Source organism: Metapseudomonas boanensis (assembly GCF_018704125.1).
GTDB lineage: Bacteria > Pseudomonadota > Gammaproteobacteria > Pseudomonadales > Pseudomonadaceae > Metapseudomonas > Metapseudomonas boanensis.
The window spans coordinates 1-16,443 of sequence record NZ_JAGTIS010000024.1 but is presented as its reverse complement, the minus strand read 5'-3'; the positions used below and the strand labels follow the sequence as shown (position 1 = coordinate 16,443).

Below are 16,443 nucleotides of genomic sequence, written 5' to 3'. Positions count from 1 at the left end.
ATTGCACGGGATGCACCTCTTGTAGGAGCGAGCTTGCTCGCGAAAAGGTCCGACTCGCAAGCAAGCTCGCTCCTACAGGGCTCTCCGTCCGAATCGCGAGCAAGAACTCGGCGTCCCCCCCGCGCCTACAACACTCTCAGCCCGGCTGCTGATGACTGGCAACAGCCAATGCCGACCGAGCCAGTGGGTTCGCTCCCGCTACAGAAGCAGGGCACCTTCAGCCGAAACGACGTCAGGCCGTCACCCGCCCCGATTCAGTCAGCGCCGCCTGCACCAGCGGGTGCAGGTGCTCACCACGGTGCTCGACCTGCCAGGCCATCAGCTCGATACGCATCGCCGGCGTCCAGAATTGCTGCATGTGCTGGCACACGCCGCGCACGGCCTGTTCCTTGTCCGGCTCGGTGGCGAAGTACTGGGCGATCTGGTTCGCCATCTTGATCAGATTATCGATGCTCATCGGCGTGCCTCGGCTTTCTCGGTCTTGCGGCGTTCCTTGAGCAGGCGCCGTTGTTCGTCACTGAACTCCTGATAGCGCTTTTGCCATTCGGAGGGCTGGTAGACCCGCGAAACCTCCACCGCCGTCACCTTGTATTCCGGGCAGTTAGTGGCCCAATCGGAGTTGTCGGTGGTGATCACGTTGGCGCCGGACTCGGGGAAGTGGAACGTGGTGTAGACCACCCCTGGTGCCACCCGCTCGGAGACCTTCGCCCGCAGCACCGTCTGTCCGGCGCGGCTGCCCACGCCCACCCAATCACCCTCGACGATGCCGCGGCTTTCGGCGTCGGTCGGGTGGATTTCCAGGCGGTCCTCCTCGTGCCAGGCAACGTTGTCGGTACGCCGCGTCTGGGCGCCGACGTTGTACTGGCTGAGGATCCGCCCGGTGGTGAGCAGCAGCGGGTAGCGGCTGTTGACCTTCTCCTCGGTGGGCACGTAGCCGGTGAGCATGAAGCGCCCCTTGCCGCGCACGAACTCTTCGATGTGCATGGTCGGGGTGCCATCCGGCGCGGCGTCGTTGCATGGCCACTGCAGGCTGCCGTGGCGGTCCAGCTCGGCATAGCTGACGCGGGTGAAGGTCGGGGTCAGGCGAGCGATCTCGTCCATGATCTCGGACGGATGCTTGTAGTCCATTCGGTAGCCCAAGGCATTGGCCAGGGCAATGGTGGCTTCCCAGTCGGCCTTGCCACCCAGCGGGTCCATCACCTTGCGCACCCGCGAGATGCGGCGCTCGGCGTTGGTGAAGGTGCCGTCCTTCTCGAGGAAGGAGCTGCCCGGCAGGAAGACGTGGGCGAACTTGGCGGTTTCGTTGAGGAAGATGTCCTGCACCACCACGCACTCCATGGCCGACAGGGCGGCGGTGACGTGCTGGGTATTGGGGTCGCTCTGGGCGATGTCCTCGCCCTGGCAGTAAAGCGCCCTGAAGGTACCGTCCAGTGCTGCCTCGAACATGTTGGGAATACGCAAGCCCGGGTCGGGTTGCAGGGTCACGCCCCAGGCGTGTTCGAACTGGTGGCGCACCGCGTCGTTGGAGACATGGCGGTAGCCGGGCAGCTCATGGGGGAAGGAGCCCATGTCGCAGGAACCCTGGACGTTGTTCTGCCCGCGCAGCGGGTTCACCCCGACGCCTTCGCGGCCGATGTTGCCGGTGACCATGGCGAGGTTGGCGATACCCATGACCGCGGTGCTGCCCTGGCTGTGCTCGGTAACGCCGAGGCCGTAGTAGATGGCCGCGTTGCCGCCGGTGGCGTAGAGGCGCGCGGCGGCGCGGATATCGTCAGGCGACACGCCGCAGATCGGCCCCAAGGCTTCGGGCGAGTTCTCCGGCTTGCTGACGAATTCCCGCCAGCGAGCAAAGTCCGCTGACTCGCAGCGGGCGTCGATGAAGGGTTGGTTCAGCAGGTTCTCGGTGACGATCACGTGGGCCAGCGCATTGAGCATGGCCACGTTGGTGCCCGGGCGCAGCGCCAGATGGAAGTCGGCACGGGCGTGCGGAGAATCCACCAGGTCGATGCGCCGCGGGTCGATGACGATCAACCGAGCACCCTGGCGCAGACGACGCTTGAGCTGGGAAGCGAACACCGGGTGGGCGTCGCTGGGGTTGGCGCCGATCACCAGCACCACGTCGGCCTGCATCACCGAGTCAAAGCTCTGGGTACCAGCAGACTCGCCGAGGGTCTGTTTCAGGCCGTAGCCGGTGGGCGAGTGGCAAACGCGTGCGCAGGTATCGACGTTGTTGTTGCCGAAGGCAGCCCGCACCAGCTTCTGCACGAGGTAGGTTTCCTCGTTGGTGCAACGGCTGGAAGTGATGCCACCGATGGAGTCGCGCCCGTACTTGAGCTGGATGCGGCGGAACTCGCTGGCCGCGTAGTTCACCGCCTCGTCCCAGCTGACTTCCTGCCAGGGGTCGTCGATGTGCTTGCGGATCATGGGCTTGGTGATGCGATCCGGGTGCGTGGCGTAACCCCAGGCGAAGCGCCCTTTTACGCAGGAGTGGCCGTGGTTGGCTTGGCCGTTCTTGTCCGGAACCATGCGGACGACCTGATCGCCCTTGAGCTCGGCGCGGAACGAGCAGCCCACGCCGCAATAGGCGCAGGTAGTGATGACGCTGCGCTCCGGCTGGCCCATTTCAATCACGCTCTTTTCCATCAGCGTGGCGGTGGGACAAGCCTGTACGCAGGCGCCGCAGGACACGCATTCGGAGTCGAGGAAGTCCTCGCCACCGGCCGCACTGACCCGCGACTCGAAGCCACGTCCGGTAATGGTCAGAGCGAAGGTGCCCTGGGTTTCCTCGCAAGCGCGTACACAGCGGTTGCAGACGATGCACTTGCTCGGCTCGTAGTCGAAGTACGGATTGGACTGGTCCTTCTGGTCGTCCAGGTGGTTGGCGCCTTCATAGCCGTAGCGCACCTCGCGCAGGCCTACCTGGCCGGCCACCGTCTGCAGTTCGCAGTTGCCGTTGGCCGAGCAGGTCAGGCAGTCCAGCGGGTGGTCAGAGATGTACAGTTCCATGACGTTGCGGCGCAGGGTGGCGAGCTTGGGCGTCTGGGTATGCACCACCATGCCTTCGCTGACCGGCGTGGTGCAGGAGGCCGGGTAGCCGCGCATGCCGTCGATCTCCACCAGGCACATGCGGCAGGAGCCGAAGGCTTCCAGGCTGTCGGTGGCGCAGAGTTTCGGGATGGTGGTGCCGAGCAGCGCCGCGGCGCGCATCACCGAGGTACCGGCGGGCACGGTAATTTCGCGGCCATCGATGCTCAGGCTGACCTGCACCTCGCTCTCGCGTGCGGGTGTGCCGAGGTCGATGTCGCTGGCAGGGTCAAAAATGTTGATCATTGGTCGGCCTCCGTGGTCTCAAGACCGAAGTCGGCGGGGAAATGCTTCAAGGCACTGGCCACCGGATAGGACGTCATGCCGCCCAGGGCGCAGAGCGAGCCGTATGTCAGGGTGTCGCAAAGGTCCTTGAGCAGGATCACCTGTTCCTGTCGCTCGGCCTGGCTGGGCGCCGCCAGCAGGCGGTCGACCACCTCCACCCCACGGGTGGAGCCGATGCGGCATGGCGTGCATTTACCGCAGGATTCCTCGGCACAGAATTGCAGTGCAAAGCGCGCCATGTGCGCCATATCCAGGCTGTCGTCGGCCACCACTACGCCACCGTGGCCGAGCATCGCGCCCATGGCTGCGAAGGCCTCGTAATCCAGCGGCGTATCGAATTGCGACGGAGGTACCCAGGCGCCCAACGGGCCGCCCACCTGAGCGGCCTTCAGCGGGCGGCCACTGGCGGTACCGCCACCGTATTCTTCCACCAGCTCACGCAGGGTGAGGCCGAAGGCACGCTCCACCAGACCGCCGTGGCGGATGTTTCCGGCGAGCTGGAAGGGCATGGTGCCCAGCGAGCGGCCCATGCCGAAATCACGATAGAACTGCGCGCCACGGGCGAGGATGACCGGCACCGAAGCCAGGGTCAGCACGTTGTGCACCAGCGTCGGCAGGCCGAACAGGCCTTGCAGCGCCGGCAGCGGTGGCTTGGCACGAACGACGCCGCGCTTGCCTTCCAGCGAGTCCAGCAATGCAGTTTCTTCACCGCAGATGTAGGCGCCAGCCCCGACCCGGACTTCCAGGTCGAAGGCGCGGCCGCTACCGGCGACGTTCACGCCCAGATACCCGGCGGCGCGGGCGATATCCAGCGCAGCGCGCAGCGTCTCAACCGACTGCGGGTATTCGGAGCGCACGTAGATGTAGCCCTGGGTGGCGCCGACAGCGAGGCCGGCGATGGCCATACCCTCGATCAGCAGGAAGGGGTCGCCCTCCATCAGCATGCGGTCGGCGAAGGTACCGGAGTCGCCTTCGTCTGCGTTACACACCACGTACTTCTGCTCGGCCTGGGCCTCGCGCACGGTGCGCCACTTGATGCCCGCCGGGAATGCCGCGCCGCCGCGGCCACGCAGGCCGGATTCCAGCACGCTGGCGACGATCGCTTCACCGCTGCTTTCCACAGCCTTGGCCAGACCCTCGAAGCCGCCCTGGGCGCGGTAGTCCTCAAGCGACAGCGGCCGGGTAATACCGGCGCGGGCAAACAACAGGCGTTGCTGACTCTTCAGATAAGGCAACTGCTCGACCAGCCCCAGCGCCAGTGGATGCGCGGCGGCATCACCCTGCAGGGCATCGAGCAACGCCGGCACGTCCTCGGGTGCAACCGGGCCAAAGCCCAGGCGGCCCTCAGACGTCTCCAGCTCCACCAGCGGCTCCAACCAATACAGACCGCGAGAGCTGGTGCGGCGCAGATCCAGCGACAACTGGCGACGCTCGGCTTCGCGCACCAGGGCGACGGCTACGTCGTCTGCGCCAACGGCGCGGGCGATCGAATCACAAGGAACGCACAGCGTCAGCATGACCGATCCTCCAGGCAGCGGTTGAGCAGCTCATCCAGCTTGGTGGCATCGACCCGTGCATGCAGGCGACCATCCAGTTCCAGCGCCGGTGAACAGGCGCAGGCGCCCAGGCAATAGACCGGACGCAGACTGACTTGTCCGTCCGGAGAGGTGCCGTGATCATCCAGGTTCAGTCGTTCACGCAACTGCGCCGCCAGTTGGCCTGCCCCGCGACTCTGGCACGACTCGGCGTGGCACAGGCGCAGGGTATGCCGGGCAGGCGGCGTGGTGCGGAAGTCATGATAGAAGGTGATCACCCCACGCACCTCGGCCAGGCTGAGGTTGAGGGCATGGGCGATCTCGGGGACGGCGGCATCGGGGATATATCCGACGCCCTGTTGAATATCGTGAAGGATCTGCAGCAGGGCACCAGGAGTGCCCTTCAGTTTCTCCAGCACGTTGCGAACGATCTGCAACTGCAGGTCATCAGGCATGACTGCGTTCCTCGTAAGGACAGGACGAAGCAGGTCCAAGCCTGCTCGTCCAGAAATCGTCGGCTACGGTGGCCCTGCCACGCACGGTCTCGTGGCTGTTGCTGGCCGCCGGCCATGCACCCCGGCTGGGCATCTTCGGCCCGGCGCAGTCATGGCCGCACCTGCTCGGGGCATGCAGGGCAGCTTGCCATTGCCGCCAGTGCGCAGTTGCACGCGAGCGACCCGGCCCATCCTGATACCGACGCCGGACAATCAACAGGGCGAAGCAATCCCCCTATCGACAGTGTAGAAGTCCAGTACCCATGAGGCTTCGCCAATGGTCAGTCGTCCGACCGCAGCATCCCGCCGCCGACTCCCCCCTCTGACTCACGACCGTTCGAGAATAGCCGCCCCCATATAGAGAAAGAACCATTGATCCGGCGCCCCGTTGTCGCAGGCATACCCAAACACGACGCACGCTTGACGCTTTCGGCAATACCCCGGTCGCTTTTGCGCGATAGTGCCGAGCCCCCCGGGGATATGCTCCCCCCAAAGCGCCGGCAGAAGGTTCGGCGCATGAATAACAGGGGACAGCCTGATGAGCCCAGCCGAACTGCACGCCGACAGCATCGTTATCGATGGCCTGATCATCGCCAAATGGAACCGTGAACTTTTCGAGGACATGCGCAAGGGCGGCCTGACCGCAGCCAACTGCACCGTGTCCGTCTGGGAAGGGTTCCAGGCCACGGTGAACAACATCACCGCCAGCAACAAGCTGATCCGCGAGAACAGCGACCTGGTGATCCCGGTGCGCACCACTGCCGACATCCGCAAGGCCAAGGAGCAGGGCAAGACCGGCATCCTCTACGGCTTCCAGAACGCCCATGCGTTCGAAGACCAGATCGGCTACGTCGAGGTATTCAAGCAGCTCGGCGTGGGCATCGTGCAGATGTGCTACAACACCCAGAACCTCGTCGGCACCGGTTGCTACGAGCGCGATGGTGGGCTGTCCGGCTTCGGCCGCGAGATCGTCGCCGAGATGAACCGCGTCGGCATCATGTGCGACCTCTCCCACGTCGGCTCCAAGACCAGCGAAGAGGTCATCCTCGAATCCAAGAAGCCGGTCTGCTACTCGCACTGCCTGCCCTCCGGCCTGAAAGAACACCCGCGCAACAAGTCCGACGAAGAACTGAAGTTCATCGCCGACCACGGCGGTTTCGTTGGCGTGACCATGTTCGCGCCTTTCCTCGCCAAGGGCATCGACTCGACCATCGACGACTACGCCGAGGCCATCGAGTACGTGATGAACATCGTCGGTGAAGACGCCATCGGCATCGGTACCGACTTTACCCAGGGCCATGACAAGGAATTCTTCGAGTGGCTGACCCATGACAAGGGTTACGCGCGCCGCCTGACCAACTTCGGCAAGATCGTCAACCCGCTGGGCATCCGCACCGTCGGCGAATTCCCCAACCTCACAGAGACCCTGCTCAAGCGCGGCATGCCTGAGCGTGTGGTGCGCAAGGTGATGGGCGAAAACTGGGTACGTGTACTGAAGGACGTCTGGGGCGAATAACCGCTCCCTCCCCTCTCCCTTTGGGAGAGGGGCCGGGGGGTGAGGGATACCGAATCCCGCTCGCAACCCCATCAACCCTCACCCCAACCCTCTCCCAGAGGGAGAGGGGGTTAAAGCGGCCCGCAGCCGGGCCTAATCGAATTCCGGAGCTTGAACAACATGGCCAAACACGCCCCCGAACTGCCCATCGAAGTCGACAGCGAAACCGGTGTCTGGACTACCGACGCCCTGCCCATGCTGTATGTACCGCGCCACTTCTTCGTCAACAATCACATGGGTATCGAGGCCGAACTCGGCGCTGAACGCTATGCCGAGATCCTCTACAAGGCCGGCTACAAGTCCGCCTGGCACTGGTGCGAGAAGGAAGCCGAATGCCACGGCCTGGAAGGCGTCGCGGTGTTCGAGCACTACATGAAGCGTCTGTCGCAGCGCGGCTGGGGCCTGTTCCAGATCGAGCAGATCGACCTCGACAAGGGCACTGCCCAGGTGCGCCTGAAGCACTCCGCCTTCGTCTACGTCTACGGCAAGGTCGGCCGCAAGGTCGACTACATGTTCACCGGCTGGTTCGCCGGCGCCATGGACCAGATTCTGCAGGCCCGCGGCAGCAGCATCCGTACCGTGGCCGAGCAGGTCTACAGCGGTTCGGAAGAAGGCCACGACGACGGCCTGTTCATCGTCAAACCACTCTGAGGCGAGGACGAGAAGATGGCATTCGAAGCTATGTTCCAGCCGATCCAGATCGGCAAACTCACCATCCGCAACCGTGTGCTCTCCACTGCTCACGCCGAGGTCTATGCGACCGACGGCGGCATGACCACCGAACGCTATGTGAAGTACTACGAAGAGAAGGCCAAGGGCGGCATCGGCCTGGCCATCTGTGGCGGCTCCTCGGTGGTCGCCATCGACAGCCCGCAGGAGTGGTGGAGCTCGGTGAACCTGTCCACCGACCGCATCATTCCGCACTTCCAGAATCTGGCCGACGCCATGCACAAGCACGGCGCCAAGATCATGATCCAGATTACCCACATGGGCCGCCGCTCGCGCTGGGACGGTTTCAACTGGCCGACCCTGATGTCGCCCTCCGGCGTCCGCGAGCCGGTACACCGCGCCACTTGCAAGACCATCGAGGAAGAAGAAATCTGGCGCGTGATCGGCAACTACGCCCAGGCTGCACGCCGCGCCAAGGCCGGCGGCCTGGACGGCGTCGAGCTGTCTGCCGTGCACCAACACATGATCGACCAGTTCTGGAGCCCGCGCGTCAACAAGCGGACCGACGAATGGGGTGGTACCTTCGAGAAGCGCATGCGCTTTGGCCTCGAAGTGCTCAAGGCCGTACGCGCCGAAGTGGGCGACGACTTCTGCGTTGGCATGCGTATCTGCGGTGATGAATTCCACCCGGACGGCCTGTCCCACGAGGACATGAAGCAGATCGCCAAGTACTACAGCGACACCGGCATGCTCGACTTCCTCGGCGTCGTCGGTTCCGGTTGCGACACCCACAACACGCTGGCCAACGTGATCCCGAACATGAGCTTCCCGCCGGAGCCTTTCCTGCACCTGGCGGCCGGCATCAAGGAAGTGGTCAACGTCCCGGTGCTGCATGCGCAGAACATCAAGGACCCGAACCAGGCCACCCGCATCCTTGAAGGCGGCTACGTGGATATGGTCGGCATGACCCGCGCGCACATCGCCGACCCGCACCTGATCGCCAAGATCAAGATGGGCCAGGTGGACCAGATCAAGCAGTGTGTCGGCGCCAACTACTGCATCGACCGTCAGTACCAGGGCCTGGACGTGCTGTGCATCCAGAACGCCGCCACCTCCCGTGAATACATGGGCGTGCCGCACATCATCGAGAAGACCACCGGCGTGAAGCGCAAGGTGGTAGTCGTCGGCGGTGGCCCGGCCGGTATGGAGGCCGCCCGCGTGGCAGCCGAGCGTGGCCACGACGTGACCCTGTTCGAGAAGAAGGACCAACTCGGCGGCCAGATCACCATCGCCTCCAAGGCACCGCAGCGTGACCAGATCGCCGGCATCACTCGCTGGTACCAGCTGGAGCTGGCACGCCTGGGCATCGACTTGCGCCTGGGCACTGCGGCTGATCCGGACACCATCCTCGACCTGCGTCCGGACATCGTCGTCCTGGCCAACGGCGGCCATCCGTTCCTCGAGCAGAACGAGCATTGGGGCGCAGCCGAAGGGCTGGTGGTCAGCAGCTGGGACATCCTCAACGGCACCGTCGCGCCGGGCAAGAACGTGCTGGTCTACGACACCATCTGCGAGTTCAGCGGTATGTCTGCCGCGGACTTCCTGGCCGACAAGGGTGCCCAGGTGGAGATCGTCACCGACGATATCAAGCCGGGCATTGCCATCGGTGGTACGTCCTTCCCGACCTACTACCGCAGCATGTACCCGAAGGAAGTGATCATGACCGGCGACCTGATGCTGGAAAAGGTCTACCGCGAGGGTGACAAGCTAGTGGCCGTGCTGGAGAACGAATACACCGGCGCCAAGGAAGAGCGCGTGGTCGATCAGGTGGTCATCGAGAACGGCGTACGCCCGGACGAGAGCCTGTACTACGCACTCAAACAAGGTTCGCGCAACAAGGGTCAGATCGACGTCGAAGCGCTGTTCGCCATCAAACCGCAGCCCTGCCTGAGCCAGCCCGGCGACGGCTACCTGCTGTTCCGTATCGGCGACTGCGTGGCCCAGCGCAACACCCACGCGGCGATCTACGACGCTCTGCGTCTGTGCAAAGACTTCTAAGCCTGTCTCCCCCTCTCCCTTAAGGAGAGGGGTTGGTGGTGAGGGGTGGCGAGGGCCGGCACGGACTCCCAGTGACGCAAAGCCCCTCGCCCCTACCCTCTCCCTGAGGGAGAGGGAGCCATACGTGCCGCTTTCAGGTCCCGGTAGGAGACCAACAATGCTGAACACCATTCTCCCCATCCTGCTCTTTGCCGCCCTCGCACTCGCCGTGCTGGGTGCTGCTAAGCGCTTCCTCATGTGGCGCCGGGGTCGACCGTCGAAGGTCGATTGGATCGGCGGCCTCATGGCGATGCCGCGCCGTTACCTGGTGGACCTCCACCACGTGGTCGAGCGCGACAAGTACATGTCCAAGACCCACGTGGCGACGGCGGGCGGCTTCGTTCTATCCGCCGTGCTGGCCATCGTCGTGCACGGCTTCGGCCTGCAGAGCCGAATCCTAGGCTTCGCCCTGCTGGCGGCCACGGTGCTGATGTTCGTCGGCGCCCTGTTCGTCGCCAAGCGTCGGCGCAACCCGCCTTCACGCCTGTCGAAAGGCCCCTGGATGCGCCTGCCGAAAAGCCTGCTGATGTTCTCCGCAAGCTTCTTCATCGCCACCCTGCCAGTCGCCGGCATCCTGCCGGAAGGCTTCGGCGGCTGGTTCCTCGCAGGCCTCCTGGCTATTGGCGTGGCCTGGGGGGTGTCCGAACTGTTCCTCGGCATGACCTGGGGCGGGCCGATGAAGCACGCCTTCGCCGGTGCCCTGCACCTGGCCTGGCACCGCCGCGCCGAGCGCTTTGGTGGTGGCCGCTCCACCGGCCTCAAGGCGCTTGACCTAGCCGATCCTCAAGCCCCGCTGGGCGTGGAGAAACCCACCGATTTCACCTGGAACCAACTGCTCGGTTTCGACGCCTGCGTGCAGTGCGGCAAGTGCGAGGCCGTGTGCCCGGCCTTCGCTGCCGGCCAGCCGCTGAACCCGAAGAAGCTGATTCAGGACATGGTCATTGGTCTCGCCGGTGGCGACGACGCCAAGTTCGCCGGCAGCCCCTATCCGGGCATCCCGCTGGGCGAACACGCCGGCGGCCCGCACCAGCCCATCGTGGTTCAGGGCGGCAAAGGCCTGGTGGAAGCGGAGACCCTCTGGTCCTGCACCACCTGCCGGGCCTGCGTCGAAGAGTGCCCGATGATGATCGAGCACGTCGATGCCATCGTCGACATGCGTCGTCACCTGACCCTGGAGAAAGGCGCTACCCCGAACAAGGGCGCTGAAGTGCTGGAAAACCTGATCGCCACTGACAACCCCGGCGGTTTCGCCCCCGGCGGCCGGATGAACTGGGCGGCAGACCTGAACCTACCGCTGATGAGCGAAAAGAAACAAGCCGACGTGCTGTTCTGGGTGGGCGACGGTGCCTTCGACATGCGCAACCAGCGCACCCTGCGCGCCTTTGTAAAAGTCCTGAAGGCTGCCAACGTCGACTTCGCCGTGCTCGGCCTGGAAGAACGCGATAGCGGTGATGTGGCCCGGCGCCTGGGCGACGAGGCGACCTTCCAGCAACTGGCCAAGCGCAACATTGCCACGCTGAACCAGTACCGCTTCAAGAAGATCGTGTCCTGCGACCCGCACAGCTTCCATGTGCTGAAGAATGAATACGGCGCCCTCGGCGGCCAGTACGACGTGAAGCACCACAGCACCTTCATCAACGAACTGGTGCAGGGCGGCATGCTGAACCTTGGCCAGCACAAGGGCGGCAGCGTCACCTACCACGACCCGTGCTACCTCGGCCGCTACAACGGCGAGTACGAAGCTCCGCGCGCTGTGCTCAAGGCCATCGGCATCGAGGTCAAGGAGATGGAACGTTCCGGCTTCCGTTCGCGCTGCTGCGGCGGTGGCGGCGGGGCGCCGATCACCGACATCCCCGGCAAGCAGCGGATTCCGGACATGCGCATGGGCGACATCAAGGAAACCGGCGCAGAACTGGTGGCCGTGGGCTGCCCACAGTGTACCGCGATGCTTGAAGGCGTGGTCGCGCCACGTCCGGAGATCAAGGACATCGCCGAACTGGTGGCGGATGTACTGATCGAGGCACCGGTTGAAGCAAAAAAGCCGTCAGCAGCTAAAGCTGCCGTGGAGGTGGCGTGATGAACACCTTGACCTCCCCTCTCCCTCAGGGAGAGGGAGCTGTCCCTGCAGCCCTGGAGATCCGCCCATGAGTGACATCATCCGCCGCGACCCGCGTGCCGAGTGGATCGCCCGCAACCGCCTGCACCCGCTGCATGCTGCCATGCAGCAGCAGGGTCAGACGAGCTGGATGGGCCCCAACGGCCTGATCCGCAAAAATCCCCACGCCGTTGGCTTCATCGGCCCCAATGGCATTAAACGCATCGATCGAAGCGGTGCCCAGCAAGGGACCAGCGGCAAGCGCAGCGCAGCCACAGAGGTGGTGCAACTGCCGCTGCACGTGGTCGAACAACCGGCTTATTACATCTGCGTGGTACCGGACATGGTCGGTGGCCGCCTCGGCAGCCACGACAAGGACCTCCTGGGACTGGCCAACAAGCTTGCCGGCACCAGCGGTGCGGTCGTCGCCGTGCTGTTCGGCGAAGACAAGGAGGCCGCCTTCGACACTGCCGGCGTGGACCGCGTCCTGCGCATCGACGGCAACGAGTTCGACGGCTATTCACCAGAAGCACGTGTGCTCGCCTTGAGCGCAGTGGAAAGCCAACTGGCTCCGCGTCACTGGCTGCTGCCCGACAGCCGCACTGGTGGTGGCGAACTCGGCCGCCGCCTGGCCGCCAAGCTGGGCGAGCGCCCTGCCACCCGCGTCTGGCAGGTGGCCAACGAGCAATGCACCGGCCGTGCCGGCGCCGGCCGCGAGGACCTGGTGCGCCCCCTGCCCCGCCTGATCCTGGCGGCTGCCGAATGCGCCGATCCGGTCAGCGAGACTCGCCACGAGGCTCGCACCCTTGACCTTGAAGCCAAGGTCGCCCACAGCCTGCCGCGTATCGAGGACCTCGGCCCGGTGGCCGTGGACCCGGCGCAGATCCCCATGGCCGAGGCCGAGTTCATCCTCTCCGGCGGCAATGGAGTGAGAGACTGGACCCTGTTTCACAAGGCCGCTGAAGCCCTTGGCGCGACCGAAGGCGCCTCCCGCGTTGCGGTGGACGACGGCCACATGCCGCGCAATCGCCAGGTCGGTGCCACCGGCACCTGGGTCACCGCACGGGTCTACCTGGCCGTCGGTATTTCCGGCGCCATCCAGCACCTGCAAGGCATCGGCGCCTGCGACAAGGTGGTGGCGGTGAACATGGACCCGGGCTGCGACATGATCAAACGCGCCGACCTGTCGGTGATCGGAGATTCTGCCGCGATTCTCGCCGCGTTGATTCAACTGGCCACCGAATACCGTCAGGGAGGTGCACGCGATGCCGCATGACGCACTGAAGATCGTTACCCTGGTTTCCATCGGCGCACACCCCACCTCGGGCCGCGCGCGCCGCGCCGACCAGGATGCCCGTGCCGTCGAGCTTGGCCTTCGCCTCGCCGGCGCGCGCCTGCGGGTGCTGCATGCTGGCGATCCGCACGAAGAAGCCCTGCGCGCCTACCTGGGCATGGGGCTGGATGAACTCATCGTTCTCGATCAACCCAAACAGGCCGATGCGCTCCCTGCGCTCGGCGACTACCTGCGTGAAATCGGCGCCCAACTGGTGCTGACCGGCAGTCAGGCGGAAACCGGTGAAGGCTCGGGAATGCTGCCCTACCTGCTGGCAGAACGTCTGGGCTGGCCGCTGGTGGTGGGCCTGGCCGAGGTGGAAAAGGTCGAGAACGGCGTGGCCCAGGTGCTGCAAGCCCTGCCTCGTGGCCAGCGGCGCCGGCTGAAGGTGCGCCTGCCCTTCCTCGCCAGCGTCGACAACGCAGCCCCGACTGCCCGCCAGAGCGCCTTCGGTCCGGCCCGACGTGGCCGTGTCGAAGCCGAGGACGTGGAACTGGTGGAAGATACCCTGCTCGCCGAAGCCCAGCTACAACCAGCCCGCCCACGACCGAAGCGGCTCAAGGTGATCAAGGCCAAGACTGGCGCCGAGCGGATGAAAGCGGCCACCGCGAAAGCTTCTGGTGGCGGCGGCCAGGTGCTCAAGGATGTCTCGCCACAAGCGGGCGCCGAAGCTATCTTCAAACTGTTGATGGAAGAAGGTGTCCTGCGCTGACCCGCAGCCGCCGTAGTGGAGGAAACAGCCGATGATGCATGCCGATTTGATCGACCAGGAAGACTTTCGCGAGCGTCTGGTGGCGCTAGGCATCAGCATTCCGCCCGGCGTGAGTGCCGAGCAGGCGTGCGAGCAAGCCGTTAGCGGCCTGAGCCCGGAACGCGCAGTGGCGCTGCGTCGCCTGGTGGAGGAACTGCTGGGCGGCAGCGCCACGCTGCTGCCGAATGTGCGCGAGGCCATCTCGCGGACCCTGCTGCCGGCCCTGGTGCCACGCTGAAACGATAGCGAAATGACAAAGGGCGCCAAAGGCGCCCTTTTTCTTGGTTCATCGCGGAATCTGGGGGAGATGCGAGTTGACAGCCGGATAGCCGGTACTCTCTCTGTAGGAGCCAGCTTGCTGGCGAACCTGCGCCATTCGCCAGCACGCTGGCTCCTACAAGGTTTCGCGCGCCTTCGATGTGTCACTCCGACCGACAAGTCCGCCAAGGTGGTGTTGCAGGCTGCTTTCCGGGGAAGGCGGGCAGTCGACGCGACGCACCGGCAGTTGCAGCAGGACGCGCTGATCCTGCAGGTCACGATCCCGCACCTGGCGGATGTGCTGCTGCTCGTGGATCAACAGGTTGGGTTTGGCACAGCGGCCGCAAATCGGGAAGCGCTCGGTTTGCGGTTCAAGACTGATCAGCAGGGTGTCGTGAGTGGATTGGCGACAGGCGACGACCTCGTAGCCTGGCCAGAAAGCAGCAAGATCAATAGGATGCACGGCGACAGCAGGGGGGTGGGATGTTTGGCGATTGCCAATTTACCCACTTCCCCGACTGTCAACTCGCACTTCCCCCAGATTCCGCGAAGAACCTTTTTCTTGCCCGCGCGAATGCCGCTGTCAGGGCGAATTCATTTGCCAAGGGCCGCAACGCAGCCCCTGGCGCCGTGGCTTACAAACGCACGCTGGCGAAGGTCGACTCGCCCTGGGCGCGGCTCAGCGCCACGCCGGCGGTCGAAGGCGCTGGACGGACCAGGTCTTCCGGCATCGGCACCAGCGCTACCACGCTAGCACCGCTGCTCTGGCCGGCACGCTCATCACGCGGCGGAATGCCGAAGTATTCCCGGTAGCACTTGGAGAAGTGCGGGGTGGAGACGAAGCCGCACACCGATGCCACTTCGATGATCGACATGGCGGTCTGCTTCAGCAGCTGCCGTGCGCGGATCAGGCGCAGCTTGAGGTAGTAGCGCGAAGGCGAGCAGTGCAGGTACTTCTGGAATAGGCGCTCGAGCTGACGACGCGACACGTCGACGTAACAGGCCAGTTCATCGAGGTCGATGGGCTCCTCAAGGTTGGCTTCCATCAGCGCGACGATTTCCTGCAGCTTGGGCTGGTTGGTGCCGAGCATGTGCTTGAGCGGCACGCGCTGGTGGTCCTGCTCGTTGCGGATGCGCTCGTAGATGAACATCTCGGAAATCGCGGCGGCCAGCTCGCGGCCGTGCTCGCGGGAAATCAGGTGCAGCATCATGTCCATCGGTGCAGTGCCGCCCGAGGAGGTGTAGCGATTACGGTCGATGGAGAACAGGCGAGTCGTGATACCGGCGCGCGGGAAGGCTTCCTGCATGGCCGCCAGGCATTCCCAATGCACGCTGCATTCGAAACCGTCGAGCAGGCCGGCCTTGGCCAGCGCCCAGCTGCCGGTGCACACCGCACCGAGCTGACGGCCCTGGCGCGCCTGGACCTGCAAGAAGTGAACGTGATCGCGGGTGACGCAATGCTGGATGTCCACGCCGCCGCAGACGATGACCGCGTCAAGGGCTTGGGCGTTGTCCAGGCCGCTGTCCGGGGTGATCTGCAGGCCGTCACTGGCGCTGACCGGGCGACCATCCTGGCTGAGGGTGTACCAGCGATACAGTTCGCGTCCGGAGAGGTGGTTGGCCATGCGCAGCGGCTCTACCGCCGACGCCAGGGAAATCAGAGTGAAGTTATCCAGCAGCAGGAATCCGATGGACTGGGGAACACGGTTCTGGGGGCTTGCCCCTTGGTTGAACTGTGACATCGATGAAACCCTCAGGCTTGGCACACGGAGCGGAGCCTCGATTGGGAGGCTTATAGTTATGTTCTAGTACGATGAAACCAGTAAGTCACCCAACTACTAAGGCAAAGCCCGTGCCTAAATTGATTGAGCGTTCAATCAAAATAAAAATAATCCATCCAAGGCCCGTGCCATAGGGCCTAGGCGGGAGCGACAGAAGCATTCTGTTTACGACCGCCAAGGCCCGCCGTATCGGGGCCCTGGGGATTTCGGTAGCACTTCGCGTATCAGCCCCTGTCACCGCGCGCTGAAGGGGCATACCTTCAGTAACAGACGAAACAGTCTGATGGTGACCGATTGGTCATCAGGAATTTCGCCTCGCCCGTGCACCATTTCCTGGCAGCGAGGGGCAAGGCGAACTAAAGCGGATCAGCACTCGATGGCGCTGACTGCCAGGCCGCCGCGCGAGGTTTCCTTGTACTTGTCGTGCATGTCGGCGCCGGTGTCGCGCATGGTGCGGATCACCCGGTCCAGCGAGATGAAGTGCTCGCCATCGCCGCGCAGCGCCA

At 64.5% G+C, this 16,443-nt stretch carries 13 protein-coding genes and 1 pseudogene; 7 read left to right on the top strand and 7 right to left on the bottom strand.

The features are described from left to right. Positions 1–232: 232 nt before the first annotated feature. Genes J7302_RS24580 through J7302_RS24565 form a run of 4 tightly spaced genes read right to left on the bottom strand, consistent with a single transcriptional unit; the run spans position 233 to position 5,359 of the window. Entirely contained in the window at positions 233–457 is a 225-nt protein-coding gene (locus J7302_RS24580) for a formate dehydrogenase subunit delta (RefSeq protein ID WP_215381004.1), read from the bottom strand. Beyond that, positions 454–3,330 carry a formate dehydrogenase subunit alpha gene (gene fdhF / locus J7302_RS24575; protein WP_215381002.1) on the bottom strand — a complete coding sequence of 959 codons (2,877 nt, stop codon included), beginning with the start codon at positions 3,328–3,330 and terminating at the stop codon, positions 454–456. The genes J7302_RS24580 and fdhF overlap by 4 nt, the downstream gene beginning before the upstream one ends. Next, positions 3,327–4,886 (bottom strand): formate dehydrogenase beta subunit, encoded by a 1,560-nt coding sequence (locus J7302_RS24570; RefSeq protein WP_215380999.1) that lies wholly within the window; start codon positions 4,884–4,886, stop codon positions 3,327–3,329. The genes fdhF and J7302_RS24570 overlap by 4 nt, the downstream gene beginning before the upstream one ends. Then, a complete protein-coding gene (locus J7302_RS24565) occupies positions 4,880–5,359 on the bottom strand; it encodes a formate dehydrogenase subunit gamma (protein WP_215380995.1) in 480 nt (159 codons plus the stop codon). The genes J7302_RS24570 and J7302_RS24565 overlap by 7 nt, the downstream gene beginning before the upstream one ends. 577 nt (positions 5,360–5,936) lie before the next feature. Here J7302_RS24565 and J7302_RS24560 point away from each other — a divergent pair. From J7302_RS24560 to J7302_RS24530, 7 genes are all read left to right on the top strand, one after another. After that, complete coding sequence (locus J7302_RS24560) at positions 5,937–6,914, top strand: dipeptidase (protein WP_215380993.1); 978 nt, start codon at positions 5,937–5,939, stop codon at positions 6,912–6,914. A 159-nt stretch (positions 6,915–7,073) separates the two neighbouring features. Beyond that, entirely contained in the window at positions 7,074–7,604 is a 531-nt protein-coding gene (locus tag J7302_RS24555) for a 4-vinyl reductase (RefSeq protein WP_215380991.1), read from the top strand. A gap of 15 nt (positions 7,605–7,619) precedes the next feature. Further along, positions 7,620–9,680, top strand: coding sequence for a dimethylglycine demethylation protein DgcA (gene dgcA / locus J7302_RS24550; protein WP_215380988.1), 2,061 nt, complete (start codon positions 7,620–7,622; stop codon positions 9,678–9,680). A gap of 157 nt (positions 9,681–9,837) precedes the next feature. Next, entirely contained in the window at positions 9,838–11,796 is a 1,959-nt protein-coding gene (gene dgcB / locus J7302_RS24545; RefSeq protein ID WP_215380986.1) for a dimethylglycine demethylation protein DgcB, read from the top strand. Between the two features lie 67 nt (positions 11,797–11,863). Next, positions 11,864–13,090, top strand: coding sequence for an electron transfer flavoprotein subunit alpha (etfA, locus tag J7302_RS24540; protein WP_215380983.1), 1,227 nt, complete (start codon positions 11,864–11,866; stop codon positions 13,088–13,090). Beyond that, the gene (gene etfB, locus J7302_RS24535) at positions 13,080–13,859 is read left to right on the top strand and encodes an electron transfer flavoprotein subunit beta (RefSeq protein WP_215380979.1); all 780 of its coding nucleotides are present in this window, start codon (positions 13,080–13,082) and stop codon (positions 13,857–13,859) included. The genes etfA and etfB overlap by 11 nt, the downstream gene beginning before the upstream one ends. 31 nt (positions 13,860–13,890) lie before the next feature. Next, on the top strand, positions 13,891–14,136 hold the full coding sequence (locus J7302_RS24530; protein ID WP_120653486.1) for a hypothetical protein: 246 nt from the start codon (positions 13,891–13,893) through the stop codon (positions 14,134–14,136). A gap of 243 nt (positions 14,137–14,379) precedes the next feature. On the opposite strand, the pseudogene J7302_RS26725 reads toward J7302_RS24530, so the two are convergent. The 3 genes and pseudogenes from J7302_RS26725 to J7302_RS24515 form a co-directional block, all read right to left on the bottom strand. Then, positions 14,380–14,619, bottom strand: a pseudogene (locus tag J7302_RS26725) (transposase family protein); the annotation flags it as partial. Between the two features lie 172 nt (positions 14,620–14,791). Then, entirely contained in the window at positions 14,792–15,898 is a 1,107-nt protein-coding gene (gbdR, locus tag J7302_RS24520) for a choline metabolism transcriptional regulator GbdR (RefSeq protein WP_215380975.1), read from the bottom strand. 405 nt (positions 15,899–16,303) lie between these two features. Further along, positions 16,304–16,443 (bottom strand): L-serine ammonia-lyase, iron-sulfur-dependent, subunit alpha (locus J7302_RS24515; RefSeq protein ID WP_215381065.1); only part of this gene is annotated, 140 nt, incomplete at its 5' end.